Origin of the sequence: Ktedonobacter robiniae, assembly GCF_016587375.1 — a bacterium.
Taxonomy (GTDB): domain Bacteria; phylum Chloroflexota; class Ktedonobacteria; order Ktedonobacterales; family Ktedonobacteraceae; genus Ktedonobacter; species Ktedonobacter robiniae.
Genome location: NZ_BNJG01000005.1, coordinates 1 through 24,265, shown reverse-complemented (window position 1 = coordinate 24,265; position 24,265 = coordinate 1). Strand labels below are relative to the sequence as shown.

General features: G+C 54.0%; 23 protein-coding genes and 3 pseudogenes. 16 read left to right on the top strand and 10 right to left on the bottom strand.

Features of this window, described 5'->3' with window-relative positions; genetic code table 11:
- The first annotated feature begins 109 nt into the window (after positions 1-109).
- On the top strand, positions 110-892 hold the full coding sequence (locus JMJ04_RS49275) for a PAS domain-containing protein (RefSeq protein ID WP_420799591.1): 783 nt from the start codon (positions 110-112) through the stop codon (positions 890-892).
- The gene (locus tag JMJ04_RS42595) at positions 786-3,455 is read left to right on the top strand and encodes a PAS domain-containing protein (RefSeq protein ID WP_420799596.1); all 2,670 of its coding nucleotides are present in this window, start codon (positions 786-788) and stop codon (positions 3,453-3,455) included. Before JMJ04_RS49275 ends, JMJ04_RS42595 begins: the two co-directional genes overlap by 107 nt.
- A 119-nt stretch (positions 3,456-3,574) precedes the next feature.
- Here the strand turns inward: JMJ04_RS42595 and JMJ04_RS42590 are convergent, their stop codons facing one another.
- Entirely contained in the window at positions 3,575-3,952 is a 378-nt protein-coding gene (locus JMJ04_RS42590; RefSeq protein WP_268887439.1) for a transposase, read from the bottom strand.
- Positions 3,953-4,033: 81 nt separating this feature from the next.
- On the opposite strand from JMJ04_RS42590, the gene JMJ04_RS42585 reads away from it, so the two are divergent.
- Both JMJ04_RS42585 and JMJ04_RS42580 read left to right on the top strand, forming a co-directional pair.
- Entirely contained in the window at positions 4,034-4,471 is a 438-nt protein-coding gene (locus tag JMJ04_RS42585) for a MerR family transcriptional regulator (protein ID WP_201376475.1), read from the top strand.
- An 18-nt stretch (positions 4,472-4,489) separates the two neighbouring features.
- A complete protein-coding gene (locus tag JMJ04_RS42580) occupies positions 4,490-5,401 on the top strand; it encodes an SDR family NAD(P)-dependent oxidoreductase (RefSeq protein ID WP_201376474.1) in 912 nt (303 codons plus the stop codon).
- 225 nt (positions 5,402-5,626) lie between these two features.
- On the opposite strand, the pseudogene JMJ04_RS42575 reads toward JMJ04_RS42580, so the two are convergent.
- A pseudogene (locus tag JMJ04_RS42575) lies at positions 5,627-5,998 on the bottom strand (MmyB family transcriptional regulator); the annotation flags it as partial.
- Between the two features lie 192 nt (positions 5,999-6,190).
- Here JMJ04_RS42575 and JMJ04_RS42570 point away from each other — a divergent pair.
- From JMJ04_RS42570 to JMJ04_RS42545, 6 genes and pseudogenes are all read left to right on the top strand, one after another.
- Positions 6,191-6,511 (top strand): hypothetical protein, encoded by a 321-nt coding sequence (locus JMJ04_RS42570; protein WP_236039104.1) that lies wholly within the window; start codon positions 6,191-6,193, stop codon positions 6,509-6,511.
- A 339-nt stretch (positions 6,512-6,850) separates the two neighbouring features.
- A complete protein-coding gene (locus JMJ04_RS42565) occupies positions 6,851-7,243 on the top strand; it encodes a hypothetical protein (RefSeq protein WP_201376472.1) in 393 nt (130 codons plus the stop codon).
- Positions 7,244-7,257: 14 nt separating this feature from the next.
- Positions 7,258-8,076 carry an NACHT domain-containing protein gene (locus JMJ04_RS42560; RefSeq protein WP_201376471.1) on the top strand — a complete coding sequence of 273 codons (819 nt, stop codon included), beginning with the start codon at positions 7,258-7,260 and terminating at the stop codon, positions 8,074-8,076.
- Between the two features lie 69 nt (positions 8,077-8,145).
- Positions 8,146-9,198, top strand: a complete 1,053-nt coding sequence (locus JMJ04_RS42555) for a pentapeptide repeat-containing protein (RefSeq protein WP_201376470.1) — start codon at positions 8,146-8,148, stop codon at positions 9,196-9,198.
- Positions 9,199-10,020: 822 nt separating this feature from the next.
- Complete coding sequence (locus JMJ04_RS42550) at positions 10,021-10,701, top strand: dienelactone hydrolase family protein (RefSeq protein WP_201376469.1); 681 nt, start codon at positions 10,021-10,023, stop codon at positions 10,699-10,701.
- A gap of 62 nt (positions 10,702-10,763) precedes the next feature.
- A pseudogene (locus JMJ04_RS42545) lies at positions 10,764-10,919 on the top strand (transposase); the annotation flags it as partial.
- Positions 10,920-11,068: 149 nt separating this feature from the next.
- Here JMJ04_RS42545 and JMJ04_RS42540 read toward each other — a convergent pair.
- Positions 11,069-11,545, bottom strand: a pseudogene (locus JMJ04_RS42540) (ester cyclase); the annotation flags it as partial.
- 175 nt (positions 11,546-11,720) lie between these two features.
- Between JMJ04_RS42540 and JMJ04_RS42535 the strand changes: the two are divergent.
- A complete protein-coding gene (locus JMJ04_RS42535; protein ID WP_201376467.1) occupies positions 11,721-12,314 on the top strand; it encodes a TetR/AcrR family transcriptional regulator in 594 nt (197 codons plus the stop codon).
- On the opposite strand, the gene JMJ04_RS42530 is transcribed toward JMJ04_RS42535, so the two are convergent.
- Positions 12,308-12,622: a hypothetical protein gene (locus tag JMJ04_RS42530; RefSeq protein ID WP_201376466.1), complete on the bottom strand. Its 315-nt coding sequence runs from the start codon at positions 12,620-12,622 to the stop codon at positions 12,308-12,310. The two genes, JMJ04_RS42535 and JMJ04_RS42530, sit on opposite strands and share 7 nt — an antisense overlap.
- Between JMJ04_RS42530 and JMJ04_RS42525 the strand changes: the two genes are divergently transcribed.
- The 3 genes from JMJ04_RS42525 (at position 12,616) to JMJ04_RS42515 (ending at position 16,969) form a co-directional block, all read left to right on the top strand.
- The gene (locus JMJ04_RS42525; protein WP_201376465.1) at positions 12,616-13,356 is read left to right on the top strand and encodes an NADP-dependent oxidoreductase; all 741 of its coding nucleotides are present in this window, start codon (positions 12,616-12,618) and stop codon (positions 13,354-13,356) included. The two genes, JMJ04_RS42530 and JMJ04_RS42525, sit on opposite strands and share 7 nt — an antisense overlap.
- 860 nt (positions 13,357-14,216) lie before the next feature.
- The gene (locus tag JMJ04_RS42520) at positions 14,217-14,855 is read left to right on the top strand and encodes an HD domain-containing protein (RefSeq protein ID WP_201376464.1); all 639 of its coding nucleotides are present in this window, start codon (positions 14,217-14,219) and stop codon (positions 14,853-14,855) included.
- A gap of 212 nt (positions 14,856-15,067) precedes the next feature.
- Positions 15,068-16,969 carry a hypothetical protein gene (locus JMJ04_RS42515; protein ID WP_201370539.1) on the top strand — a complete coding sequence of 634 codons (1,902 nt, stop codon included), beginning with the start codon at positions 15,068-15,070 and terminating at the stop codon, positions 16,967-16,969.
- Between the two features lie 103 nt (positions 16,970-17,072).
- Here the strand turns inward: JMJ04_RS42515 and JMJ04_RS42510 are convergent, their stop codons facing one another.
- Both JMJ04_RS42510 and JMJ04_RS42505 read right to left on the bottom strand, forming a co-directional pair.
- A complete protein-coding gene (locus JMJ04_RS42510; RefSeq protein WP_201370538.1) occupies positions 17,073-17,516 on the bottom strand; it encodes a hypothetical protein in 444 nt (147 codons plus the stop codon).
- A gap of 305 nt (positions 17,517-17,821) precedes the next feature.
- On the bottom strand, positions 17,822-18,517 hold the full coding sequence (locus JMJ04_RS42505; protein WP_201376463.1) for an HAD family hydrolase: 696 nt from the start codon (positions 18,515-18,517) through the stop codon (positions 17,822-17,824).
- Positions 18,518-18,670: 153 nt separating this feature from the next.
- Between JMJ04_RS42505 and JMJ04_RS42500 the strand changes: the two genes are divergently transcribed.
- Together JMJ04_RS42500 and JMJ04_RS42495 are read left to right on the top strand one after the other, a co-directional pair.
- A complete protein-coding gene (locus JMJ04_RS42500) occupies positions 18,671-19,432 on the top strand; it encodes a DeoR/GlpR family DNA-binding transcription regulator (protein ID WP_201376462.1) in 762 nt (253 codons plus the stop codon).
- A gap of 51 nt (positions 19,433-19,483) precedes the next feature.
- The gene (locus JMJ04_RS42495) at positions 19,484-19,642 is read left to right on the top strand and encodes a hypothetical protein (protein WP_201376461.1); all 159 of its coding nucleotides are present in this window, start codon (positions 19,484-19,486) and stop codon (positions 19,640-19,642) included.
- A 776-nt stretch (positions 19,643-20,418) separates the two neighbouring features.
- On the opposite strand, the gene JMJ04_RS42490 is transcribed toward JMJ04_RS42495, so the two are convergent.
- The 4 genes from JMJ04_RS42490 to JMJ04_RS48455 form a co-directional block, all read right to left on the bottom strand.
- Positions 20,419-21,048: an LUD domain-containing protein gene (locus JMJ04_RS42490; protein WP_201376460.1), complete on the bottom strand. Its 630-nt coding sequence runs from the start codon at positions 21,046-21,048 to the stop codon at positions 20,419-20,421.
- Between the two features lie 208 nt (positions 21,049-21,256).
- Positions 21,257-21,745, bottom strand: coding sequence for a nuclear transport factor 2 family protein (locus JMJ04_RS42485; protein ID WP_201376459.1), 489 nt, complete (start codon positions 21,743-21,745; stop codon positions 21,257-21,259).
- 120 nt (positions 21,746-21,865) lie between these two features.
- Positions 21,866-22,312 (bottom strand): YybH family protein, encoded by a 447-nt coding sequence (locus JMJ04_RS42480; protein WP_201376458.1) that lies wholly within the window; start codon positions 22,310-22,312, stop codon positions 21,866-21,868.
- A gap of 544 nt (positions 22,313-22,856) precedes the next feature.
- On the bottom strand, positions 22,857-24,265 hold a 1,409-nt coding region (locus JMJ04_RS48455), incomplete at its 5' end, for a LuxR C-terminal-related transcriptional regulator (RefSeq protein WP_307811817.1).

The following is a 24,265-nucleotide window of genomic DNA, read 5'->3' as shown; positions in this document are numbered from 1 at the left end:
CTTCTTTCTCGAAGCTATCACATCATCTCAAGAGACTGCTTGAGGTCAGAGCAGGTACGCATCTTCGCTCCCAGGGATGGGGACATGTGAAAGGGACATCTATCGCACTATGTCGGATACAAAGCATATCAGGCGCCTCACCCCTTCCTCGAGTGAGACGCTCCTCACGCTTCTTGAGACACTTCCTGGTGCCTTGTTTGTCGTCGATGACGCCGCGACAATTGTCTATGCTAATGCGAGCGCGCAGACGCTCACCGGAGCCACACGAGAGGACGTATGTGGCAAGCCCTTGTGGAGTGGCGCTCCCCACCTGATGAGCACCGCGCTCTATCAGGCTGTGCTCAAGGCTGGACAAACGCGGAAATGGACCGAAGTGGACTATCGTTCCCCGGTGACCCAGACCTGGTTCCATGCACAGCTATTACCCACCGGCGTGGGCCTCGCGGTCTTGTTCCAGGAAAACACGGAACCGAAGCGGTTCCAGGATGCCCTTCGTCAGAGTGAACAGAAATATCTGAACCTGCTGGAGAGCGTCTCTGACCGGATGGCGGTCTTAACCCCTGAGGGGCTGGTCCTGGAAATCAATCAGCGTCCCTTAGCAGACGCACACTGCCGACGAGAAGAGGTGGTCGGCAAACCATTCATCGACCCCCCCTGGTGGTCGTATGATCCGGCGGTCCAGCAGCAATTACACACTGCGATTGAACAAGCCAGCCGGGGAAAAGCGTGCACTTTGAGGCCAGGATACACCCTCAAGAGGGTGGTATCTGGACCTTGCAGTGACGATGACCCCGCATCTGGATGCAGACGGACACGTCGAGTACCTCATCTACGCAGGCCGGGATATCACCGCGCGCAAACGCGCCGAAGCGGAACTCCATGCCCTGGTTGATGCCATCCCCCAGCAGGTCTGGACCATGCGACCAGACGGCTCTCTCGACTATTCTAATCAACGCTGCCTCAACTATACCGGCTTGAGCGTCGAACAAGGACAGGGTGATGGGTGGATCCAGTGCCTCCATCCCGATGACCAGCAACGCATCCGGGACGCATGGCAGATATCCAGGAAAACAGGCACTCCCATTGAGACAGAACAGCGCCTGCGCCATGGCACGACCGGAGCCTATCAGTGGTTTTTAGCCCGAGCTATGCCGATGCGCGATGAAGCAGGCCAGATCGTCAAATGGTTTGGCACATGCACTGATATTCATGAGAAAAAGCAGGCCGAAGAAGAACTGCGTGTCCTGGTTGATGCCATCCCCCAACACGTCTGGATTATGCGCTCCGATGGTTCTGCTGAATACGGGAACAAACGTTGGGCTGACTACACCACCATGACCCCTCAACAATACCAAGTGTGCGGCTGGCTCCAGGCCATCCACCCCGATGACCGGCAACGCGTCCTGGAGGGGTGGCAGAGCGCCGTCCAGGCAGGCAAGCCCTATGAAGGGGAACAGCGCCTGCGCGATGGTACTACAGGGGAGTATCGTTGGTTCTTAGCCCGCGCCATGCCCGTGCGTGATGAAACAGGCCAGATCATCAAGTGGTTTGGCACCAGCACCGACATTGAGGAGAAAAAACAGGCGGAGCAGCAGCTCAAAGAAAGCCGGGAGAGCTTGCACGTGCTGGCCGAGACGGTGCCGCAGCTCGTGTGGGTGAGACGACCCGACGGCTTGCACGAGTATGTGAACCAGCGCTGGGGCGACTACACCGGGTTGACGCTTGAGCACATGCAAAGCGACCACTGGGCTCACCTCCAGTTCATCCATCCTGATGATCATGAAAGCAACCGAGCGCACTGGCATCATGCCCTGGACACGGGAATCATGTATGAGCACGAAGAGCGTCTCAGAAATGGCCAGACGGGGGAGTATCGCTGGTTCTTAACGCGCGGGGTGCCAATGCGCGATGAAGCAGGCCAGATCGTCAAGTGGTTTGGCACCTGCACCGATATCGAGGACCAGAAGCGCATCGAAGAACGGATCAAAGAGAGTGAAGAACGATTTCGTGTGCTGGCCGAAACGGTGCCGCAGCTCGTGTGGACCATTCAACCAGATGGCACTGCGATGTACTTTAATCAGCGCTATTATAACTACACGGGTGCTTCTCCTGAGCAAGCATTGGGCCATGGGTGGAGCCAGTTTTTGCACCCTGATGATTCTGAGCAGGTACTGGCTCTTCGACGTCACTTGCTCGCAACGGGTGAACCCTATGAGATCGAATATCGTCTCAGGGATGGCAAAACAGGGAACTATCGCTGGTTCTTAGCCCGCGCCATGCCAATGCACGATGAAGCAGGCCAGATCGTCAAATGGTTTGGCACTAGCACCGACATCGAGGACCAGAAGCGCATCGAGGAGATCTTACGCCAGAGCCAGGAGCGCGTGAATGCCTTGATGAAATCCAAGCTTATCGGCATTACTATCACTGAAGGCGAACAGATCGTGGACGCCAACGATACCTTTCTGCGCATGACCGGCTATACCTGCGAAGACCTGCGTGCCGGGCGCATGAACCTGATGCACATGACAGCTCCAGAGGATCTGGCTCGCACCCGGCAGGCCCATCAGGAACTGGCCGTCCAGCAGTCGATGACGCCCTATGAGAAAGAGTACGTGTGTCAAGATGGCAGTCGCCTTCCGGTGCTCGTGTGCGGGGTCATCTTCCAGCATTCCCCACTCCAGGCGATCAACTTTGTGCTGGATAATTCGGCGCGCAAGGAGCTCGAACAACGCAAGGATGACTTTATCAACATGGCTAGCCATGAGCTCAAGACGCCGCTTACCACCTTAAAGATGCAGACCCAACTGGTGCGAAAGCGCCTGGAAAAGCAAACCCATCACGAGGCTGCCGCCCTCCTTTCCCGGGTGGAGGGACCGGTCAAGCAATTGGAACGCCTGGTCGGAGAGTTACTCGATGTCTCCAAGATCCAGGCAGGCAGGTTGGAGTACATCCGGGAGACGGTCGATCTGGATGCGTTGCTCCATGAGGTGGCCGACACCATGCAGCAGCTCTCTCCGACGCATACCATTGTGGTACGTGGCGCAACTTCTTGCACACTCGTTGGAGACAAAGACCGGCTCAGACAGGTCTTCACCAATCTGCTCAGCAATGCCATCAAGTATTCTCCAGGCGCAGAGACGCTCGAGATGGATCTCTCCGCCTCCCCTGAGACGGTCACGATCCGTGTCCGCGATCATGGTCTGGGCATCCCGCGCGAGCAATGCGACAAGATTTTTGACCGCTTCTATCGGGTCACGGATCTGAGCCGGCGAGCGATCCCCGGCCTGGGCATGGGATTATACATTGTCGCGGAGATTGTCAAGGCTCATGGGGGAACCATCACGGTGGACAGCGTCGTTGGGAAAGGCTCGACCTTTACGGTCACCCTTCCCACGAGAACTTCTCTGTCAAGTCCCTGGATAGATAGAGAGAAACAGAGAAGCGAGCCATGAAGCCACAGAACGCCAGGATCAGACATGAGGAAACCTCCCGCACTGTTCTCAATAGGCGGGTAGCATGCTGGTTTGCCTGCCTGCTGCTCGTTTGCCCCGCTCAGAACTGGAAAAGAGGATTAGGCAACTCGTCGAGCATGCTGGCGCTGAGCAGTTTCAAAGGTATCGCACTGATAGGCTTCGCGCTTGTGCCACATGGCAAAAATCACGCGCACCCAGACGTTTGCCAGGGCCTGAACGGCCATGCTGCGGCTTTTCCCCTCCCTGCGTTTGCGCTCGTAATAGGTCTTGACCCATGGCTCCTGATTCGTCGATTGCCAGGCGAATTGGTGCAAGGCATTGCGCAGGGGTTTCACGCAGGCGAAGCGGTGATGAACAGTGGCATAGTTGCCGCTTTCGAAAGGCACCGGCGAGGTTCCCGCCAGGGCGGCGATGCAGCTGGGCATAGCATAGCGTTGGCGGTTGTCTCCCCATTCCGCCAACAACCGGGGCGCCAGGCATTTGCCGGCTCGGGTTTGATCTCTTGACTTAAAGCGCTTTAAGTTCTCTATACTAGAGCTATGAGAAATGCACCAACCATGTCAAAGTCGGAATCATTCACGATTCAAGAATTGTCTCAACAGAGTGGTCTGCCTGAGCCGACGCTTCGATACTACGAGAAGATTGGCCTCATACAACCTGTTCCGAGGGATCCAAGTAGCGGTCACAGACGGTACCCTGCCGATACCGTGAGTGTGGTCAATGCACTTGCTTGCCTTCGCGCCAGTGGTCTCTCAATAGAAGATATGCGAACGTATCTGCAATTGCTCGAGAAAGGAACGCAGGGCGCTACACAACAAAAGGAACTCTTTCATGCTCATGCCAAAGAACTCGAATACCAGATCGAGCGCTTACAAATCAGAAAACAGTATCTTGAGGGAAAAGTTGCCTATTGGGATGCTTTGGAACGGGGAGATACCGAGGCGGCCCAGCGCATAACTGAAGAAAATCATCGTATTGCCGCAAAGCTTACATAGTGAATGAAAGGAACGATTATGGAACGTATTACGACGCCTTTTGGATTTCTCTCTACTGCTGATGAAGTGGCAGAAGGCATTGATTTGTCGGGCAAACAGGTGGTGATTACCGGAGGGGCATCGGGGATCGGCTTGGAAACGGCACGAACGCTGGCCCACATTGGAGCCGAGGTGACGCTCGCTGTGCGAAATACCGACACAGGGAAGCAGGCTGCAGCAGACATCATCGCCACCACGGGAAACCAGAATGTTCATGCCGCCTGGCTCGACATAGCTGATCGAGCATCCATCGCCGAGTTTGTTGCTGGATGGACCAGACCGTTGAATGTCCTTATCAATAACGCTGGTGTCATGGCCATGCCAGAACAGCGTACACCTGAGGGCTGGGAAATGCAGTTCGCCACCAATTACCTGGGACACTTTGCCCTGGCCCTCGGTCTTCACAACGCGCTGGCCGCTACGGGGAACGCACGCATTGTCATGGTCAGTTCCTCTGGACATCTAATTTCGCCAGTGATTTTCGACGATCTTCACTTTGCCTTCCGCCCCTATGATCCACTCCTTGCGTATGGACAGTCCAAAACTGCGACCATCCTCTTCGCAGTCGGAGCCACTGCTCGCTGGGCAAACGATGGCATTACGACCAATGCCTTGATGCCAGGGGCGATTGCCACCAACCTCCAGCGTCACGTCGGCGGGCTTCGGACCCCACCGGAGCGACGGAAAACGCCACAGCAGGGCGCTGCCACTTCTGTCTTATTGGCCGCATCGCCGCTCCTTCAGGGCGTAAGTGGACGATACTTCGAGGACTGCAACGAGGCTCTCGTGGTGACGAATGGCAATGGCTACGCGAGTGGCGTGGCCCCCTATGCTCTCAATGCCGAGAATGCTGATCGCCTCTGGGAAGCATCACTGCGCTTCCTTGCCTGATACTTCTGTTCCTCTCTCCCACGCGATGCGCAACGAGTTGCTGTGGTACATGAGCCCAAGGCCAGGACGACTTTGAACGAGAAGCGATGAGACATGACGCTCAAAGGTTGGGCATCTGGCTTCTTCTATCGGCGCCTTGTAAGTAAATTGGCACCTTTTCCTTTGATCAGGTAAGCGCGAGCGTCCTTGGCTGTAAATGGCTTTTGAGACGGTATGCTTCCTCTCCTACTCAAAGGCCAGAAGCCGCTCGATTTTGTCGGTAGTCCCAGAGTTGGGACGCGGAGTGTGAATCAGAAGCCGAAGATCGCAGGAATCAACCGTCTGGAACAAGAGAAACTCAAAGGCCAATTCTCCTACGCACGGGTGATGCATCGATTTCCGCCCTTCTGGAACATTGAGCATCTCGTGACGTGCCCATAATTCCCGAAACTTCGAGCTGAAATGGGAGAGTTCTGCGATGTGTTGTGCCCACCAGGGATCTTCGATGAAACGATCATATCCAGCACGAAATTGCGCCAGATACACTCGCGCATGCTCCTCCCACTCTTCGTTGAAAGAAGGTGACATGAATAATCTCCAGATCAAGTTTCGCTCTCGCTCGGACTTCGTTTCATAGTTGCCAAAAACGGCACAAAAAGCTGTATTCCACGCAACGAAGTGGGCAAACGTATCGTACGGGAGCCATTACGAAACAAGGGAGACGGGAACTGCGTATGGCCATGGTCGCGCGCAGCCTGGACAGCCGTCGAGCATCATCCCCATTGGAAAACACAATTTGAACGGCTCTCAATGCGGCTTGGGAAAAACAAAGCGATTGTGGCTATTGCCCGCAAACTCCTGGTTGTGGTCTGGCACGTCCTCACCAATCATGAGGCTGATCGGTATGCCGAGCCAGAGAAGGTGGCGTTGAAGTTTGTCGTGTGGTCCCGCAAAATCGGAGCACAGAATCGAGCCGGACTGAAGACACGTGAATTTGTGAGACGTGAACTTATGCGCCTGAAGATGGGAGAAGACCTGGAAACTATTGGATGGAAAAGTACGAAGCTGATCCGGCTCCCCTCACTAGAGGAGGGAAAAGCATTTCTACAAGCAGGGACTGCAGGTATCTGACGCGTAAAGAGCGTGCTTGCACCTTCTCCTCGAAAACGAATCATCTCCCCGACAGGCGTTTGATCTGGGGAAGGAGAGAAGTGCGCCTTTTTCATGCAATGAAACACATCGGCGCGTTCCTCCCTCTTGACAAAGAAAAACATCGGTAAGGTTTAGATGCGCTGACCCATTATACAGAACAAAATATTGAGGAGAAATCAACCTCAGTGGGCTCACAAGGACAAAAGAGACGCATCTCGTTTCTAATTCATGCAATGCTCTTTAACTTGTCTTCGCTTCTACGTTCTATACTATAAGATGTAGATATTGTTAAGAGCGTCCTACCGAAAGGAACGTCCTATGAGGGTAAGGCTGGGGAAAATCGTTGGAGTATGGAAACACCTTCATCACTGCTGGAATGTCGTTGTTCTGATTTGGGTCTCAGGGATCATAGGATGGCTCATCAGTGTCCTTGCCACTTGGTCAATTACCAAAAACAAAGGCTGGGACGTGAGTGATACTCCCCTTAGCTGGGCTTTTGACCATCTTGCCATTACTTTACCAGTGGTCGGCGTTTTTCTTGCTTTCACCATTCTGGTTCGCCTCGCATCGATCCAAGTAGCAAAGGAAAGTAAGGCGACAGCAATACAGCCTGCCCATCACTCACCTGAATTGAACTCGCAGGATCGCACCCGTCTACATCAGTACTTGACGCAATGGTATAAGGAATTTCTCGGGAATCGCTCCAGCTAGCCGATACGCTCAGCGTGCACCTGGTTTCTCAGCCAGGTGCGGTTTTTAATCCCCTGTCCCTGGCTGTTAGGGAGCCCCATCTCCCTGAGCAACCACGTGAGGACGGAACGTCAATCATTGATGTCTATTTTAAGGCGCACCAGGAACTGTGCATTTTGGGCGAACCTGGTGTTGGAAAATCGACACAGCTCTATATCCTAGACAAACATCTTCTCCAGCGCGCTGAAACCGACCAGCAAGCTCCCATCCCTATTATTTTCTGGCTTTCTGAGTGGACAATCAACCAGCATTCCCTGGTGCTCTGGATGATTGAACAACTCATCAAAAGATATGGTATTTCGAGATCTTTCGCCCAACAGTTAGTGATGGAACACCAGATTATTCCCCTGCTTGATGGTTTGAATGAAATGCTAGAGGAAGCACGATCCCAATGCATCGCCGCTATCAATACCTACCTGGAGCATCCATACCCCCTCGTCATCTGTAGCACAAGTAACGAATATGCAGCTGTATCACAAACCTCCCCTCTACATCTTAAACTGGCGGTGGTGCTCAAACCGCTGACAGACTCGGACATTACCTCTATCTTGGCAAGGGGCTCTTCTCTCACATTGCTCAACTCAGGCATCAACTTGACAATACGAGAACTTCAGAGTGCTGGTTTCTCTCCTTACGCCTCTTGCCACGTTTCTTTCAGCTGGCATACAATAGAAGAGCATGCCAGTCAGCCAGGTACGAGAAAGCGTGAGAGAAGCCAACCTGGTCAGGTGAGACCAGGCAAAAAAACGGACCAGGGAAACGTGCCCTCCCAGGCTCTCTCGCTCATTTCCTAAAAGCCTGGAGAACCTTGAAACAAGCCAGGGAGAAATCCGATAGCAGATCAGGAATGTATTGATCAACTCATGCAGGGGATCGGAGCGTGGAACCAGTGGAGAGAGCAACAGAATGTGCTACGGCCTGACTTCAGCGGAGTCGACCTGCGCGGGACCGACCTGCGCGGAGTCTGTCTGCGCAGGGCTGATCTGCGCTTCGCACAGCTAAACGGCGCCAATCTGAGTGAGGCCGATCTGTCCGCAGCCAGCCTGCACAAGGCGGACCTCAGAGAAGCCAACCTGGTCAAAGGGAATCTGAATGTTTCCCGGCTCTATGATGTCGATTTGAGAGGAGCCAATCTCTCCGAGGCTCAATTGAAAGGAGCTGGCTTGAAGCATGCAGATCTCACCAATGCTACCCTGCGCAGAGCCAATCTGACGAATGCCGTTCTCGATGATACCAACCTGACCAATGCCGATCTACGCGAAGCCAACCTGTGCCAGGCTCAACTGATCCGCATCAACCTGCACGAGGCAAATTTGAGTGAAGCCAATCTCTACGAAGCCGAGCTGATCTCAGTCAATCTGTCTGCGGCGAAGTTAAACAAGAGTGATCTGCGCAAAGCCGATCTCAGAACTTGTACGCTCAGCAAAGCTGATCTGCGCGGGAGTGATTTGCGTGGAGCCCGTCTGGAAAATGCACGGCTAGATAGCGCCAACCTGAGCGAAACCGATCTGCGTGGAGTTAATCTGTCTAGAGTCAACCTGCAAGGTGCCAACCTGTGCGGAGTCAATCTGCATACAATGAGCCAGCATGGAGCCAATCTGCAAGAAGCCAATTTGAGCTATGCGGATCTCAGCTATGCGGACCTCAGCGGGGCGCGGCTCATGAACGCCATCTTGCAGGGAGCAAAGCTGAACAAGGCAAGGTTGGAAGGAGCAAGGCTGAGTAATGCTGACCTCAGAAATGCTCGCTTACGGCAAGCTGAGTTAACAGACGCCATAGTGAATGGGGCGAATTTCCAGGGGACCGACCTGCGAGGTATTCCTTGGCTGATTCTCATGAACCTCGTGCTCCAACCAGGGGTGAATTTCACTGACATCCAATGGGATCGTTCCACTGACGAAGAAACCGGGTTTTAAGCCCCAGTGGCAAACGTGTCTCAGGGTTTCGCAAAAGGGTTGTGTTGCAGAAGTAAAGAGGAATGCAAAGGGTGGAAGCCCTCCTTGCTCCTGTTCTGTTGAGATGACGACTCCACACCATCTCACGAGGAACGCCGCCTGCCCTGGGCTGTCTCCTCGGCTTCCTCTTTGGACTGATCCTTTTCGAAGGGGTTCTGTCAGAACTCAGAACAAGGTCAAATGAGAGTCGAAAGGTTTCCCCACTTGCGTCTCAAAAAAGCGCCTATGGACCCTCATTGTCCCCACCCTGTAAATCCCAGAATTGAGTGAGGCAATTTCTTCGCAAGTATCTGAGGAGACGATCATACTCAGCCAGGTAACTTGTCTCCCTTACCTCAGATAATCATGCAGAAATTACCTTACTCAATTCTGGGATTTACACTAACATTCTAACATTTCAGGTATTTTGTTCCTGCGAATTTACAAAAACGGCGCGCAACAACTTGCCTCTAGAGCGGCATTGCCGGTAGTCAATGGCTGTGCTGTCGAACATTCGCGCCGATTTCCCAGGTTTCAGCTTAAAAATCGTCGAACATTCGCGCTTTTTACCAGCACAGCTATTAGTCACCTGGAAAACTGCCCCTGGAGCGGGTCACAGAACGTGATGGTTGTAAATTCATGGCAGAAAGGTTCTCTGTGGATCAGGCAAGGGACAAGTTGGGCAATGCGTTCGTGATGACCACAAATCGGGCAAGCACGAGCAATACGGACGGATTTTAACCGCTTTTCCTGGTAAACTCAGAACCATAAAACGAAATCTTGAGATGAGAAAAGAAGAGCAGTATGAGAGAATTTCAAGTTGAGGGGAGAACGATCAGCGCCTATCTGGCCGAGCCTTTACAAGGCAGCGGACCAGGGGTGTTGGTCCTGCATGCCTGGTGGGGGCTGACACAGCCGTTCCGGCAGATCTGCGACCGGCTTGCGGAGGCGGGCTTTGTGGCACTCGCCCCCGACCTCTATCATGGCAAGACGACCGCTGCGGTCGAGGAAGCGGAAGCGTTGGTCGCGGCGTTGAATCAGGATAAGGAGGGGGTGCGCGGCGACATCGCGGGAGCGGTGCAGGTCCTGCGCGAACACGTTGCGACGCCTCCGGCGGGTGGGCACGGCAAGCTCGCTGTCGCCGGCTTCTCGCTGGGAGGTGCCTACGCGCTCGACCTGTCTGTCAATCTGACCGAGGAGATCGCCGCAGTCGTGACCTTTTATTGCGCCTACTCCGGACTGGAATATAGCCGTGCCAGGGCTACGTACCTCTGCCACTTCGCGGAAAATGACCCTTTCGATCCGCCTGAGGCGTTTGCGGAGATGGAGCAGGAGATCCAGGCCGCGGGCAGGCCGATCACCAGTTATACGTATCCTGGAACGACACATTGGTTCTTCGAGGAGAATCGCCCAGAGTATGACGCCCAGGCTGCTCGCGTGGCTTGGGAGCGGACCATTGAATTCTTGCACGAGCGGCTTGATTAAGAGCTTATCCGAAAACCGGTTGGTACAATGAAAAGAAAAACCAAGCGAGGTGAAGCAAACATATGGCTCGAACGCACCCCTGGAAAGTCAGCGATGAATTGTGGGAACATGTTCGTCCTCTGATTCCTGTTCGCCCTCCTCATCCCAAGGGAGGACGACCAGCCGCCGATGATCGAGCCATGTTTGAAGCTATCGTGTATGTCCTGCGAACGGGCATCCAATGAAAGAAATGGAAGAAAAATTCTCATATCACGCGGGTGGTCGATCTTTATTCCTTCGTTGTAGGCGAAGTATGCATCGACTGCATTCCAAAAATTGCTGTTTCATCCAAACCGGGACAACTACAAATCCTGGAAACGGTCTTTCATCATCTTCTCTCTTTCTCTTGCTCTGCTCCACCTCCCTTGCTACAGCGTACCTTCCAGTTCAATCCGCTCCCTGGAAACGGCTTAGGCAGGTGGCTGTGCGGGCAGCGCAATGGCCCAAGTTGGGTCAGGAGAGCCAGGGTGTTCATGAGAATCTGGCTCTCCACCAGTTGGCCCTCCACCACGCGATCAAAGACCATGCCCGTCACTGTGATCCGCTTGCCCGTCGCAGGCACACCCAAAAAGGCTTCGCGATGGGTGCCACGCCAGGTAAAATGGCTGGCGACCGCCTCCCCTTCGGCGACCATTTCATCCACGACCCACTCCAGATCGGGAAAGGCGGCACGAATCATGAGAATGGCCGCTTTGAGACCCTCACGGCCGGTTTGTTGACCAAGGAAGGGATCACGTTCGAGGAAGTCAAGGGCTACCACCTCGTCGGCGATGGCCGTCTGGCCGGTATTAATGAAATCGACAAACCGAGTGAGGACGGCATTGTTCTGTTAGAGGGATATGGGGTGCTCCTTTCCTTTCGGCAAACAAGAGTATATCATGATTTTGAACCAAGCATAACCAATGTATTCGGGTTTGTCAATATCATTGAACACTACTGTTTAGCGAAATGTGGAAAGGCAAGCAAAAGGAAACGAATCTATGGCGCGCAAATACATGTTACAGCAACGTGCGAAACGTCAGGAGGAGACACGACAGCGCATTATCGAAGCAGCGGTCTTCCTCCATCAGACGGTCGGAGGAGCCAATGCCTCCATCAGTGCCATCGCGGAGTTGGCAGGCGTCGAACGGTTGACAGTTTACCGCCACTTCCCAGATGAGCGTGCGCTTGCCATCGCCTGCACCAGCCATTATCAGGCGCTCAACCCTCCTCCCGATCCCAAACCCTGGCAAAGCATCGAGGATGCCGAGCAGCGGCTGCGCACAGGACTGCGTGAGATTTATGCGTTTCATCGTCGCACCGAGCCGATGTCTCTGCATGCCCTGCATGATATGGAAGAAAAGCCAATGCTGCGCGAAGTGTTGGCTCCCTCCTTCGCGTATTGGGAGCAAGTCCGAGACCTCCTGGCTTCGGCATGGGAAACCCAGGATGCAACGTGTTCGGCACGGATTCATGCCGCGATTGGGCATGCCATCAGCTTTCAAACCTGGCGCTCGCTCGTACGCGAGCAAGGGCTAGAGGATGCAGAAGCGATTGAACTGATGGCAAGGATGCTTCGATGCCTCTGCTATTGAAGCGCGAGTCCCTGAAAATGAGCGGAGCTCAAGGCAAGATTGCCATTCAGCAAAAAAGCTGAGCGGAAAACTCCACTTGACAGCAGGTGTACGCTCAAGGGGAAAAGCTGGCCTGTGTTGAGACAAGGAGGAAGACGATGGCCCGGCGGACCCCCAAACCCGAAGCGCAGTTCACAGCGAGCTTGAGGCCGCTTCAACGGACCTGTTCCCAGTGTGGCAATCCCTTGTGGATTGCGTACAACACTCGGCGGAAAGTGGTCACGTTGGAAGGGATCTTCCAGCTCAGGATAGCCATCAGTCAATGCCACACCCCCACGTGTCCTCGCTATCATGTCCGCTCTCATCCCGAAGAGGAGGGACGCTGGGCGCTACCGCTCCTCGCTTTGATCGCGATGGTGTCTGGGCTGAATATGCCATTGTCACTCCCGATCGGATTGCCCTACGACCCCGATCAGTCATTCATGAAGAGAGCGCGGCTCTTTCCCTCTCGGCACTCACTGCCTGGCAGGCACTCTTCAAGAAGGGAAACCTGCAAGCGGGGCAGCGTATCCTCATCCACGGGGCCGCTGGGGGTGTTGGTAACTATGCCGTCCAGCTCGCTCATCGGAAAGGCGCATACGTGATCGCCGTGGCTTCTGGACAGCATCGCGAGACTCTACTCGGCTTTGGTGCTGATGAAGTGATCGATTATATCACGACCAACGTTGCTGAAGCAGTGAGTGATATCGACTTTATCTTCGATGTGGTGGGAGCCTCGGTGATTGAAGCGAGCTTCACATTGCTCAAACCAGAGGGGACCTATGTAGGGATTGCCAGCAACGCCTATAATCTGGTGAGTAAATATGCCGAGCAGTACCAAAAGAAAGGAATCTGGTTCATCGTTGAAGCCGACACCGATGATCTTATACAGCTTGCTCACCTCACCGATGAAGGGCATCTTAAACCACGGATCGAGAAAGTGTACCCTCTGGAACAAGCTCGTCAAGCCTACGAGCGCCTCTTAGAAGGTCATCTGCGCGGGAAAATAGTTCTGAGTGTCTAGAACAGACGCAAGCATTGTTTCGTCATCTGGGTGAAAGTTGCGTCTTACACAATCTTAGGAATAATTTCTTCAATACGAACCTGGTTATATGGATATCGTGCTCAAAGAAAGAGATGCCTCGTTCAGATAAGCCCATCCTTCACCAAGATTGTATAAGAACCGCCTGCTTCATCATGTAGAGGTGATTGCGGCCGGCGGGAAGTCTTTCAGGATAAAAGATCGTACCGTGAAAAGCGAAAGCAGCAGCAGCAAAACCCTGAGTAGAAGGGGGGTCAATCTGAAAACGCTACAAATGGGTCAAATGTTCGGCGCTATTGACAATAGTCCCGACTTGGAAGGGAGAAGCGGCATTGCTGATCCCAGTGAAGGCGAGCAGGCCACAACCTTTCGCGAGTGAGTGTGCAAGCACACTCACTGGAGCGAAGAGGCTGTCCGGTACGAGAATCAGATCTTGCCGGCGGTAGTGGTGCTTTTTCCCGAGTTTGCCCAGGTATTTGCAGATCCGTGCTGACAGACGGCCCTTATAGAGCTGAAAACAGTTCCCTGAGTCCTGGCGAGATTCATCCTCATATACACATAATTTGCCCCTGGCAAGGATAGAAGAAGATGATTATACTATATCCATGTTTCCCTTGAAGGAGTTACAACAAGGGGGCAGGACTACATGTCGTTCTGATGTACTAGCAAACGAAAGTCGGCGACGTGATCTACCGTTACAATGAAATGGTGTTGGCATCTTTGCAAGGGGTTCTGTTGTCATTACTCTTTATCTGCATTGCCCCTGACCAGATGTCCAATAGCTGAAATAAGGAGCTCCTGTATTGCAGAGTGTTTCCGAATTACATAAGGAGTCTAATACGATGCCGAAAACCATTGCTGGTATTGCCATTCCTGATAGTTCCCTGGCCAACGAAGCCGCAGAACTCCTGCGCGAACATGGGACCCCACTGCTTTGGAACCATTCACATCGCGTCTACCTCTTCGGAGCCCTACAGGGGCACCAGACAGGGATGCGCTATGATCCTGAATTGCTCTACATTAGCGCGCTCTTCCATGATCTCGGGCTAACAGAGAAGTACCGCAGCCAGGACAAACGCTTCGAGGTAGATGGGGCCAATGCCGCCCGTGATTTTCTTGCCAGTCATGGCATTCCTCACGCCTCAATTCAACTGGTTTGGGATGCTATTGCACTCCATACAACGATTGGCGTTGCGCAATATAAAGAACCTGTTGTGGCTCTGGTCAATGCTGGCGTTGGCCTCGATGTCATAGGAGAAGGCTATGAGGATCTTGCCGAAGAGGTTCGTGGGCAGGTCGTAGCAGCTTTCCCACGCGATGGCTTTAAACACAAGATCCTGCATGCATTCCTTGAGGGCTTCGCACATAAACCAGAGACGACCTTTGGCAACATCAAGTCGGATGTATGCGAACGCTTCCTTCCAGGCTACAAGCGACCAAACTTCTGTGACTACGTCCTCCAGTCACCATGGAATGAATAGGACCAGAGAGAGAAGACTTCTGAAGCAGAACGCGTGGCTTCCGCCTCTACAAGATAGAGGCGGAAGCTCAGGTTGCCTCGAATCCAATGTATGTCAACTGACTCATAAATCCCACGGATTGCGCAACGAGTTGTAACTGGTAGCCCATCGGCGTAGAAATGTGGCTCCTTGAAGAGAACGATCACAACTGTTCTCAACAAGGAGGTCCAGGTATGACCAGTATCGCCGATGGTTCAGTGAAAATCCAGACCACTCCGGAGTCGAACCTCTCAACCCCATCGTGGTTTGGAGAAGTCGTGGTGATCAGCACGTATCTTCGCACGCAGGGTGTGTTCAAGAAGATCAACGAGCAGGTCCGCTTTGCGCGGAAGCGTTTTGGCCAGTATGAGGTGATTGACTTCCTCGCGGTGCTTTTCGGCTACGCGATCAGCGGAGAGCGCACGCTCGAGGAGTTCTACCAGCGACTCCAGCCGTTTGCCGTCCCGTTCATGGCCCTGTTTGATCGCGACCGGCTCCCCTCACGCTCAGCGCTCTCGCGTTTTTTAGCAGCGCTCACCCAGGCTCCGGTCGAAGCGCTGCGGACCCTCTTTCTCGATGATTTGCTCGCGCGTCCTCTGACCCCCGACAAGCAAACTGGAGGACTGGTGGATCGAAAGGGTGCCCCCTGGACCGTGTTCGATATCGACGGCACACGGGAAGCCGCCCGCCAACGTGCTTTACCCCAAACCGATGAGCTGCCCCCGCCCTTTCGCCGGTTGGATGAGGTCTGCGCACCTGGTTACCGGGGCCGCAAACGGGGGGAAACGGCCAGGACGAGGACCACGGTGTCGCAGGCGCACAGCTATCAGTGGGTAGGCACGTTTGGCAATCGCGGGAACGGACACTATCGCGAGGAACTGCGCAAGGGGCTTGCGGCCATTGGCCGGTATCTGGCGCCCCATCAACTCTCCCCAGAACGTACGCTGCTCAGGCTCGATGGGCTATATGGCAATGGGGCCGTGCTCGCCGAGGTGGCGGGGTTCGCGTTTGTGACCCGTGGGAAAGACTATCACCTGCTCGATCATCCGAGCGTCTCGGCCCGGTTGCATCTCCCACCTGATCAGATCCAGCAGCGTCCCGAAAGTCAGATGGAGCGCAGCCTCTACGATTGCCCAGAGATCCCGGTGGGATCTGATGGCGTCTCCTGCCGCGTGCTCGTCGCGACCCATCCGGCAGGCAAAAAGAAGAGTCCCATTGGGGTCACACGCGCAGGAGTGGTCTACGAACTCTTCTTCACCAACCTGCCCCAACAGGCGTTTACCGCCCGCGATGTGGTTGAGTTGTACCTGCATCGCGGCGCTTTTGAGCCCGTCCTCTCAGATGAAGACCAGGAGATCGATCCCGACCGGTGGTGCAGCCATTCGGCTTGGGGACAGGAATGCTGGCAACTGGTCTCCCAATGGGTGTGGAACCTGAGACTCGAACTGGGCCATCAGCTCACACCAGAGCCACTGCGTATGACCGAGTTTGCTCCTCCTCTCCCACCACCTCCACCACACGCAGCGCCTGCCTCTGGCTATGCTCCTCCAGAAGTGGGTTCGGCATGGAAGGCTGGTCGCTTTTCAGGCCAGGACTTTGCGCTCCAGCCCGATGGAACGGTGCGTTGCCCTGCTGGGAGCGCGCTCCTGCCGCATGAACAGCGCCGAGAAGCCGATGGGAGCCTGCGCGTGGTCTATGGGGCCAGCATTCGGAGTTGTCGTCCCTGTCCCTTGCGCGAGCAGTGCCAATGGAACGGCAGTACAACGGCCAAACCGCGCCAGGTCAGCGTTCTGCTTCATCCCCTGGTGGTGGGATCGGATCCGCTGCTTTGGCGGGACTGGAGCCGGCGACATCAACGGCAGGCGTGCTTGCACTTGCACCGCCAACGCCTGGACATCCAGATGGGGCCAGTTCTTCCTCCCACCCCAATCGTCTCCCCTCCGACGATCTCTCGGGCCCAGCGTGCTCATTACCGCTTGTCGTGGGATGAGCGGCTTGCACGCAATGCCCGCGAGGCTCAGGCTGGCCAGCTCACGTTCAAGCTGTTCGGTATCCCAGAGAGCTTTGCTATCTGGCTCGGTCTGATCGCGGTGTAGAGGGAACGCCAGCGGAGAAAGGTGGCTGATAGGCCCGGTTTCCACCTATCGATCCGGCCTTCTTTCTTTCCAGAACAGAGGCACGGAGCGCCTCCACATGCTTTCAGCTTGAAAAGGGTGCCCCGCCCCTTTCTGCTCTCTGATCCCAGAGCAATACATCCTTGAAGAATTCAGGAGTCGCCACCACAAAGTGAGCTTCGTATCCATCGTCTCCCATGTCCTCCGAGCAGTCAAGGATGTCGATCCAAGTGGTTTCCACTGGGAGATCATCAAGAGTGGTAATAGAGAGACGCTGCGTAAGCACATCTCGCTGTTGGTAGTACTGCTGCCAGGCACCTTCGTTCCGTCTCCCGCTCTCAAGCTCAGCAGCGATAAGCTGCCCAGAGATCTGAAACACAGCGCGAACGCTTTCATAAGCTGGAAACGGGACAAACGGGCCAATGACGATGCCCTGCCCAACATCCGCTTCTGGATGGGTGATTTTTGCGATTGCTTGGCCTTGATAGATGATCAGATACTCCATAACTCCCTCTGATGTCAGATGCAAGCGGGAAATCCTACTCGTTGAGCCAAATGAAGAGGATAGCTCTTCAACAGTATATCAGTAGTATATCATTTGGCTCAGTTGTGAGCGTACAGAGGACGTTGCTTCCTTCATATCCGACCGATTGATTTCCGCCTCAATGGGCTCGTCACACTCATTGCGCAATCCGTGGGTAAATCGAAGATAAAAAACATCCAAGGTAATGTCAGCGTCCTTGAGTCTTCACGCTTGTCAATCCCTACATATTCTCAACAGTGATTCCACATACTCTTTCATCCAGTGGAACAACCACCTTCAATGACTGAGCATTAGAGAGCGTGAAGCTGATCATATATTGTTCTCGTTATCGTAATTGTCAAAGATGGTTTGACCTGATCCAATCCCTTCTGATGGTTCACGTGAAGAGCCGCCAATGATGGCACACACACTCGAGCGGCTTGCAATTCCGAGGGTTGGTGCGTGGACGCGACCGCAATAGCAGTCATATGAGCCTTGTGTGCGGCTTGAATCCCTGCTGGCGCATCCTCAATGACAACACAACGCTGAGGTATTACTCCTAACAGGTTCGCAGCCATCACATACCCTTCGGGATAAGGTTTGCCTTGAGCTACATCTTCGGCAGTAATAAAGATCAATGGCAAAGGCAAGCCAACCGCACGTAAACGAGTGGTAGCAAGCGCGCGTGAGCCAGAGGTGACCACTGCCCATTGGAAAGGTGCCAGGGCAGTCAAGAGGTCAGCGGCTCCAGTGATGCTCACAAGCCCTTGCGTATCTTCTATCTCCGCTTGTTCCATACGTCGAGCCTCTCCCTCAATGGCAAGGGTGGGAGCGACAGCACGCATAGTATCAACAGTACTCCTGCCATGGGCGCACGCAATAACTTCCTGCGCATCGAATCCATGTCGAACGGCCCATTGATACCACAACCGTTCTACACAAGCCGTTGAGTCCACAAGCACACCATCGAGATCGAATAAAATGGCGTCGCAGTGAAAGCGTTGCATGGTTGCCAGACCTTCTTTCCATGTATGCTATACTATACATATTCAAGATGATATGTACAATTTCGTGCAATGTCAAGGAATTTCATGTACCTATCTCCCCCCAATTCGGCAACAATAGAAAAAAACATGGAAAAACGAGCAAAGGTGAGAGGGATGCTTACAGCGGAACGAAGACAATATATTTTGCGGGTGCTCTCACAAGAGGGAAAAGTAGTCGCTAAACGTGTGAGCGAAGAACTCGGCATTTCGGAAGATACCATTCGACGTGATTTGCGTGAATTGGCAGCCGAGGGGGCACTTCAGCGTGTTCATGGTGGAGCTTTACCACGTCCACCGGCTTTTGGGAACTTCACTTCGCGTCAAACACAAGCGCCCGCGAGAAAAGCAACTATCGCACGGGCCGCCATCCCATTCGTGCGTAACGGGCAAGTGATTCTTCTAGATGGAGGCACGACCAATGTCCAGGTAGCCCAGCATCTCCCCCAAGACCTACACGCGACAGTAGTGACCAACAATCCTCACGTTGCAGTAGCACTAGAAGCGCATCATCCACATATTGAAATCGTACTCTTGGGAGGCAACATCCTCAAAGAAGCCATGATCACACTTGGAACCGCCACACTCGAAACCATACGTATGATGCACGCGGATATCTATTTTCTTGGGGTATGCGGCTTACATCCCTCTGTGGGTATTAGCACCAATCACCTTGAAGAGGCGTACCTCAAGCGTGCCATGATCGCCAGCGCCTCAGAGGTCATCGCCCTAACAGCACCAGAGAAGTTGAATACGGCCTCTCCCTACATTGTAGGTCAGTTGAGTGAGCTTACAGCAATCATTACTGAACAAAGCGTTCCAGATGAAGTGCTGGAGCCATATCGAGCCTTAGATATTCCCGTGGTCAAAGCATCATAAGACGAGAGAACATCCGTGAGAGACCATCCCACACTCTATGGGAATACTCTCGTGGCTCCGCGACAACATCACGAGCAGGCGACAAGAGATTTCAGCCTGGAAGAATATCTCGCGCTGCAACATGTAATCTACCACGTCTCCGAAGCCCTGAGGCAAGTTGCCCCCACTGAACGGCTCTCTATTCTCTCTCTCGGTAGTCAGCTATGTTAGAAATCCTTTCTATGTTGGGCCTGAGATGCCTGTGTAGAAAAGGAGAGGAGACGGCAATCCTTGTGCTTGTCGGTCAGGATCACGATACAGACGCAGATCGCGATCTCGTGCCAACAGATCTGCAGTCGCCTGCCGCTGAGGTAGGATGAGTCACAGACTGAAAAATATCCTCATCAAAGAGTGCCTGGCTATCGGATGCAGAATTGGGAGTATGTGGTGAGCTATCGCTGAAGCCTCAAGAGGCGCAGCAAAGCGTACGCCAGCAGAAATCCCAGAAACACAAAATTGTTGAAAAACGATATATATGGTTTTCTGCTTTCATAAAAACAAGTGAGCACTTCCCGCAATTGTAGGAAGTGCTCACTTTCAGGCGAAACGAAAAAGGAATACTGGGTTGCCCTGCCAAACTCTTTGAGGCATAAAAGCTGCTGCTATATGCCATCAAAGAGTGCTTGCACATGCGCTCGCCATTGGGAAATCTCACTTCGAGAAGAAATCGCCCGCTCAAGCACCCTCACTCTCCTTCTAATACACATAGGCAATATAGCGTCTCATCATGCACTCAAGCAAGCGTGTTGCATGAAGCCATCCCCAATCATTCCATTTGTGCATGGCTTGATGAGAAACATGGTACGTTTTTAGCTTCCTGAAACTGACACATGCACCAGGCTGAAAACGGGGCCAGCGAGATGATAGCAAAGCTAATGGTGTGTTTACGAACCGCAGTATGGATGACTCTATTCCATGAGAAAGTCCCTTTCGCTTTCCCACATTTCCTAGAAGCCGAGCTGCTGCTTGACCAGGACAATCGTGATACGACCAGCCTCGTGCTCCGCATTGACGATCAGCAGTTTATTGATGGCGCTGGGCTGGCCATATATCTGCTGGGCTCGCGCACTCTCTAAGGGAAGGCAATGTTCGCGGATACGACGAAGTCCATCTTCCAGCGTGGGCACGAGCTTTTGTGTACTAACCACCCAGATCGCCCTGCTTGCACCATATGCAGCGGAACCTAACTGGCTTCCAGTGCCTGATGCAATGAGCACCTCGCCCTGTTCGGTGATTGCATGGATGCTACCCACCAGGATATCGGGGGTCACGACCAATTTGCGCCTCTCGTCGCGCTGGGCTACGTAATCAAGCATAGATAACCGAGCGCGCACCGCTTGAAAGCGGTTTGAGTGTTCGATCTGCTCTGTCAGGCCAATCGCCTCAAAGGTACGTGAGGGCGAATCATAAACCTCTGCACCATCGGGGATCAGGTCGAGCACATACTTGCTTGCTTCTTCGCCAGTCTCAAAGACGACAGTTTGTATGCCGTGCGCTTGTAGCGCCTGGACAGTCTTCTCGATCTGCGATTCTGATGCCAGTTGCGTGAATTCGGAATGTGATAAATTGGTAGCCATTGAGATTGTTCTCACTTTCTTGTCTTTTGTACATCTTGAGATGAATTTGGTGGAAGGTTACGGATGGCCGGTCCTCTTGTTGCTGCAAAAAACGTTCAGCAACAGAAGAAAGTCTAGCATCTGTCCAGATTCACCTCCAAATGTCTATTCACCAGGTGCGAGTTTTCACGTGAACTGCGGGAACTCTAGTTCATCCTGTGATGTCCCTTCATTTCGGCGAAGACGTGGGATCGTTCTGCGCTTGAGCTTTCGCGTCCGCTGCCTGGGGCGCAGAGCCGGCAAGCGGCGTGGTGTCGAGGTATCTGACCTCGAAGACGCGCTCGGCGAACTTCCAGCCGCCCTCGGTACGTTGGTAGCGGTCGTGAAACACGGCGTAGTTCAGATACGAGCTGCCGTCGCGCAGGCGGATGAGTTCTGAGACATAGGCCCGGCCGACTGCGGTATCGCCCTGAAGTTGGATCGTACCGGGGTGTGTGGTTTGCACGAAGTAGTCCCACTGTCCCTTCAGCCGCTCGCTCCCGGCGCGGATCTGTTCTCGGCCCACTTGTTCGATGTTGACATCGGGAATTCGATACACGCCATCCTCAGTGAACAGCGACGCGAGGCGATCGTAGTCGTACATCATACCTGCGTCGGTGAACTCACTGCGTAGCGCCTCGATCTCGAAGCGATCAACAATGCTCTCTAAATTGCTCATTGCTTTCCTTACTTGTCTAGGTAGTTCAAGCGTTATGACACCGCGGCATCATGCGCCGACCATTCTGGACACGCTCTTTCATGTTCTTGCAGGCTTTTGCCGAAAAATCCCAGGGAATGGCTATGGTTTGAGGTCGAGCACCGCTTTGCCCGTTGCCATATCGACAGGTACCGAAGCCTGCATATGTACGATCAGCCATTTGCCATCGATCTTTTGGAAGCAAGCAGTCCAACGCAACCAGTTACCAATCTTCTGCCCATTGGGCATGGTTGCGGTTAGCCGGTTGAAGCTATGGGCGAATGCCACGTCATCGCCCACTGTGATAGACAGGTCAACAATTTCATAGTTGATTGGGCCTGGAATCGACGAGATCCCATCTCCCCAATGTTTCCTGTATGCATCTGCTCCCACGTATTGCAACGGGGGGACGATATCGAACGAGACCAGTTCGGGGGCGTATATGGCCATCACCCCATCGAGATCCTTCGCCCGAAGCGCCTCGACATAGTGCTCAATGGCCCTCTTGATTTCGGCTTCGTCGTTTTTTTTGTTGTCTTTAACTGCCATGGTTTCCTCCAAAAACGTCACATGTAAAGAAGTGCATCTTTTGATCAATAGAATACCTGCCAGGAAACTGCTTGTTTGCGACCCAAATGCGCACCCATCCCTTATGTTGAAATTTGGTGCGGCGCGCAGAACATGTGCTCCTGGTTTCTGGCGGAAGGCGCATTACCCTTCAAGAGGGTTGTGCGGCCTCCTCGTCACCCTCCGCCTGGTTCGCTTCGAGTGAGAGCAGTACCAAACTCATCCGGATGAGCCGTAAGAGCACTCCATAGAGCGCGGCCTGATCCGGCAGCGTCCCTACAAGCAGTGTGGTGCCTCCCTCCTACTGCTCGATGCGTAATCCTGCAAAGCGGTCTTGCCACCCAGAAGCAAGGTGCCCCTGGATGTGAATGCGGTAGTGCATCGGTCTTCTCCTTCAATTGCAGTAGAGTGCTCTGATCATGAGGAAAGTATAGATCGGGTATGCCCTCCAACACAGTCCTCAAAAGTGGAAGAAAAGGAGTAATTTTGCAAGGCAGGAAGGCGACCTGCTGGGAAGAAAGAGGCACTAGAGAAGCGAGTAGGCTCGCGCCAGGGCTACCGTCTGCGTACGGCTGCTCGCTCCCAGCTTGCTAAGCAGATTACTGACATGCTTCTTGACAGTATCCAGAGAAATCACCAGGGCCTGAGCGATGTCCTGATTGGAAGCTCCGGTTGCCAACAAGCGCAGGACTTCCTGTTCGCGCCGGGTTAATGAAATCTCTGGCATAGAGGAAGTAACCGATAGCTGTCGAGCCAAGGAAAGCGCAGGCTCGGATGGGTTCGCCCCCTCGAGCGATCTGCTCGCACCTGATGGCTCCTGCTCGAAGGCAACGAGCAGCTTGGCGATGGAGACTCTGGTCGCAGTAGTCACCTCGTCCTGCCCGACATATGTGGAGAGCAGTGCCTGAAGCGCCTCCCTCATGAGCTCGCCCTCAGCCAGGTACACGCGCAGGTAGCCCTCTGGCTCTGTGAGAGCAAAGAGGCGCTCAGCGGTCTCGCGGATCTGCTCGTGCTGTCCAGCTTGGTGCAGCGCTACCAGCAACTGAGACAGGTATGCCATAGTGATCCTGACATTGGTCGGTCGATCCAGGTGTCCGCTCCAACGTTCCAGCAAGTCCAACGCCTCCCGAAAGCGCCGCTGAGCGAAATACACGCGGATCACAGTTGGGAAGGCATCATACAGCCTCCGATCCCATGGCCCCTCTGAAAAATGGACTCCACTCACCCAGTCAGATGCCTCCTTGAGTTGTCCTTGCACCAACCACCACTGCGCTCGCGCGATGGGGAACCAGCCGGAGAAGACTGCCGAACGCTCGCGTTGCGTCCACCGCTCCAGTTCATGCAGCGCGAACTCAGCCTCCGACCACACGCCTCTCGCAAGTGCAACGCTGACACTCTCGAAGTAGCCTTCCGCGAGCACATCCAGGTTCAGCAAGCTAGTGGCATCCTGAACAACCGTAGCCAGCAAGCCGCGTGCTTCTTCCAGGCGATTCCATTGATAGTACACCCGTGCCAGTACGACTTCGAAGTAGCCTTTGAGCAGAGCATAGCCTGTGGTTTGCCCAATCAGATCAAGACCCTCCCTGCTCTCCTCGTATGCCAGGTGCAGTTGTCCCGCCTCCAACGCCGCCATTGCCAGCCATTGCCCAACCTTGCAGGTTGCATACGACCAGGTCGCCTGATTTTTTGCAAAGAGCAGCCGCGGCACCAGGCTTGCGCCCTCTTGCCGGACTACGTGGTGAAGGAGGAAGCTACAGGCGAGAGGCACTAGGTGCCAGATCACCTCCTCCTCGCGCTCAAGCGCCACCTCGATCTCCTGCTCCATGCTCCTCAGGTGCTCATCATCCCCGTGGACCACGGCTTCCCAAAAGGTCAGATGGATCTGGAGCAGGCGCAAGCGCCACCACAGGATGTCTTTGTCAAGCCGGGATTCTT

What these genes read in the sequence shown, in the direction of transcription:
- JMJ04_RS49275 (WP_420799591.1), top strand. Translation starts at nt 110, where the DNA reads ATGTCGGATACAAAGCATATCAGGCGCCTCACCCCTTCCTCGAGTGAG.
- JMJ04_RS42595 (WP_420799596.1), top strand. Translation starts at nt 786, where the DNA reads ATGACCCCGCATCTGGATGCAGACGGACACGTCGAGTACCTCATCTAC.
- JMJ04_RS42585 (WP_201376475.1), top strand. Translation starts at nt 4,034, where the DNA reads ATGTCAAAGTCGGAATCATTCACGATTCAAGAATTGTCTCAACAGAGT.
- JMJ04_RS42580 (WP_201376474.1), top strand. Translation starts at nt 4,490, where the DNA reads ATGGAACGTATTACGACGCCTTTTGGATTTCTCTCTACTGCTGATGAA.
- JMJ04_RS42570 (WP_236039104.1), top strand. Translation starts at nt 6,191, where the DNA reads ATGCGGCTTGGGAAAAACAAAGCGATTGTGGCTATTGCCCGCAAACTC.
- JMJ04_RS42565 (WP_201376472.1), top strand. Translation starts at nt 6,851, where the DNA reads ATGAGGGTAAGGCTGGGGAAAATCGTTGGAGTATGGAAACACCTTCAT.
- JMJ04_RS42555 (WP_201376470.1), top strand. Translation starts at nt 8,146, where the DNA reads ATGCAGGGGATCGGAGCGTGGAACCAGTGGAGAGAGCAACAGAATGTG.
- JMJ04_RS42550 (WP_201376469.1), top strand. Translation starts at nt 10,021, where the DNA reads ATGAGAGAATTTCAAGTTGAGGGGAGAACGATCAGCGCCTATCTGGCC.
- JMJ04_RS42535 (WP_201376467.1), top strand. Translation starts at nt 11,721, where the DNA reads ATGGCGCGCAAATACATGTTACAGCAACGTGCGAAACGTCAGGAGGAG.
- JMJ04_RS42525 (WP_201376465.1), top strand. Translation starts at nt 12,616, where the DNA reads ATGCCACACCCCCACGTGTCCTCGCTATCATGTCCGCTCTCATCCCGA.
- JMJ04_RS42520 (WP_201376464.1), top strand. Translation starts at nt 14,217, where the DNA reads ATGCCGAAAACCATTGCTGGTATTGCCATTCCTGATAGTTCCCTGGCC.
- JMJ04_RS42515 (WP_201370539.1), top strand. Translation starts at nt 15,068, where the DNA reads ATGACCAGTATCGCCGATGGTTCAGTGAAAATCCAGACCACTCCGGAG.
- JMJ04_RS42505 (WP_201376463.1), bottom strand. Translation starts at nt 18,517, where the DNA reads ATGCAACGCTTTCACTGCGACGCCATTTTATTCGATCTCGATGGTGTG.
- JMJ04_RS42500 (WP_201376462.1), top strand. Translation starts at nt 18,671, where the DNA reads ATGCTTACAGCGGAACGAAGACAATATATTTTGCGGGTGCTCTCACAA.
- JMJ04_RS42490 (WP_201376460.1), bottom strand. Translation starts at nt 21,048, where the DNA reads ATGGCTACCAATTTATCACATTCCGAATTCACGCAACTGGCATCAGAA.
- JMJ04_RS42485 (WP_201376459.1), bottom strand. Translation starts at nt 21,745, where the DNA reads ATGAGCAATTTAGAGAGCATTGTTGATCGCTTCGAGATCGAGGCGCTA.
- JMJ04_RS42480 (WP_201376458.1), bottom strand. Translation starts at nt 22,312, where the DNA reads ATGGCAGTTAAAGACAACAAAAAAAACGACGAAGCCGAAATCAAGAGG.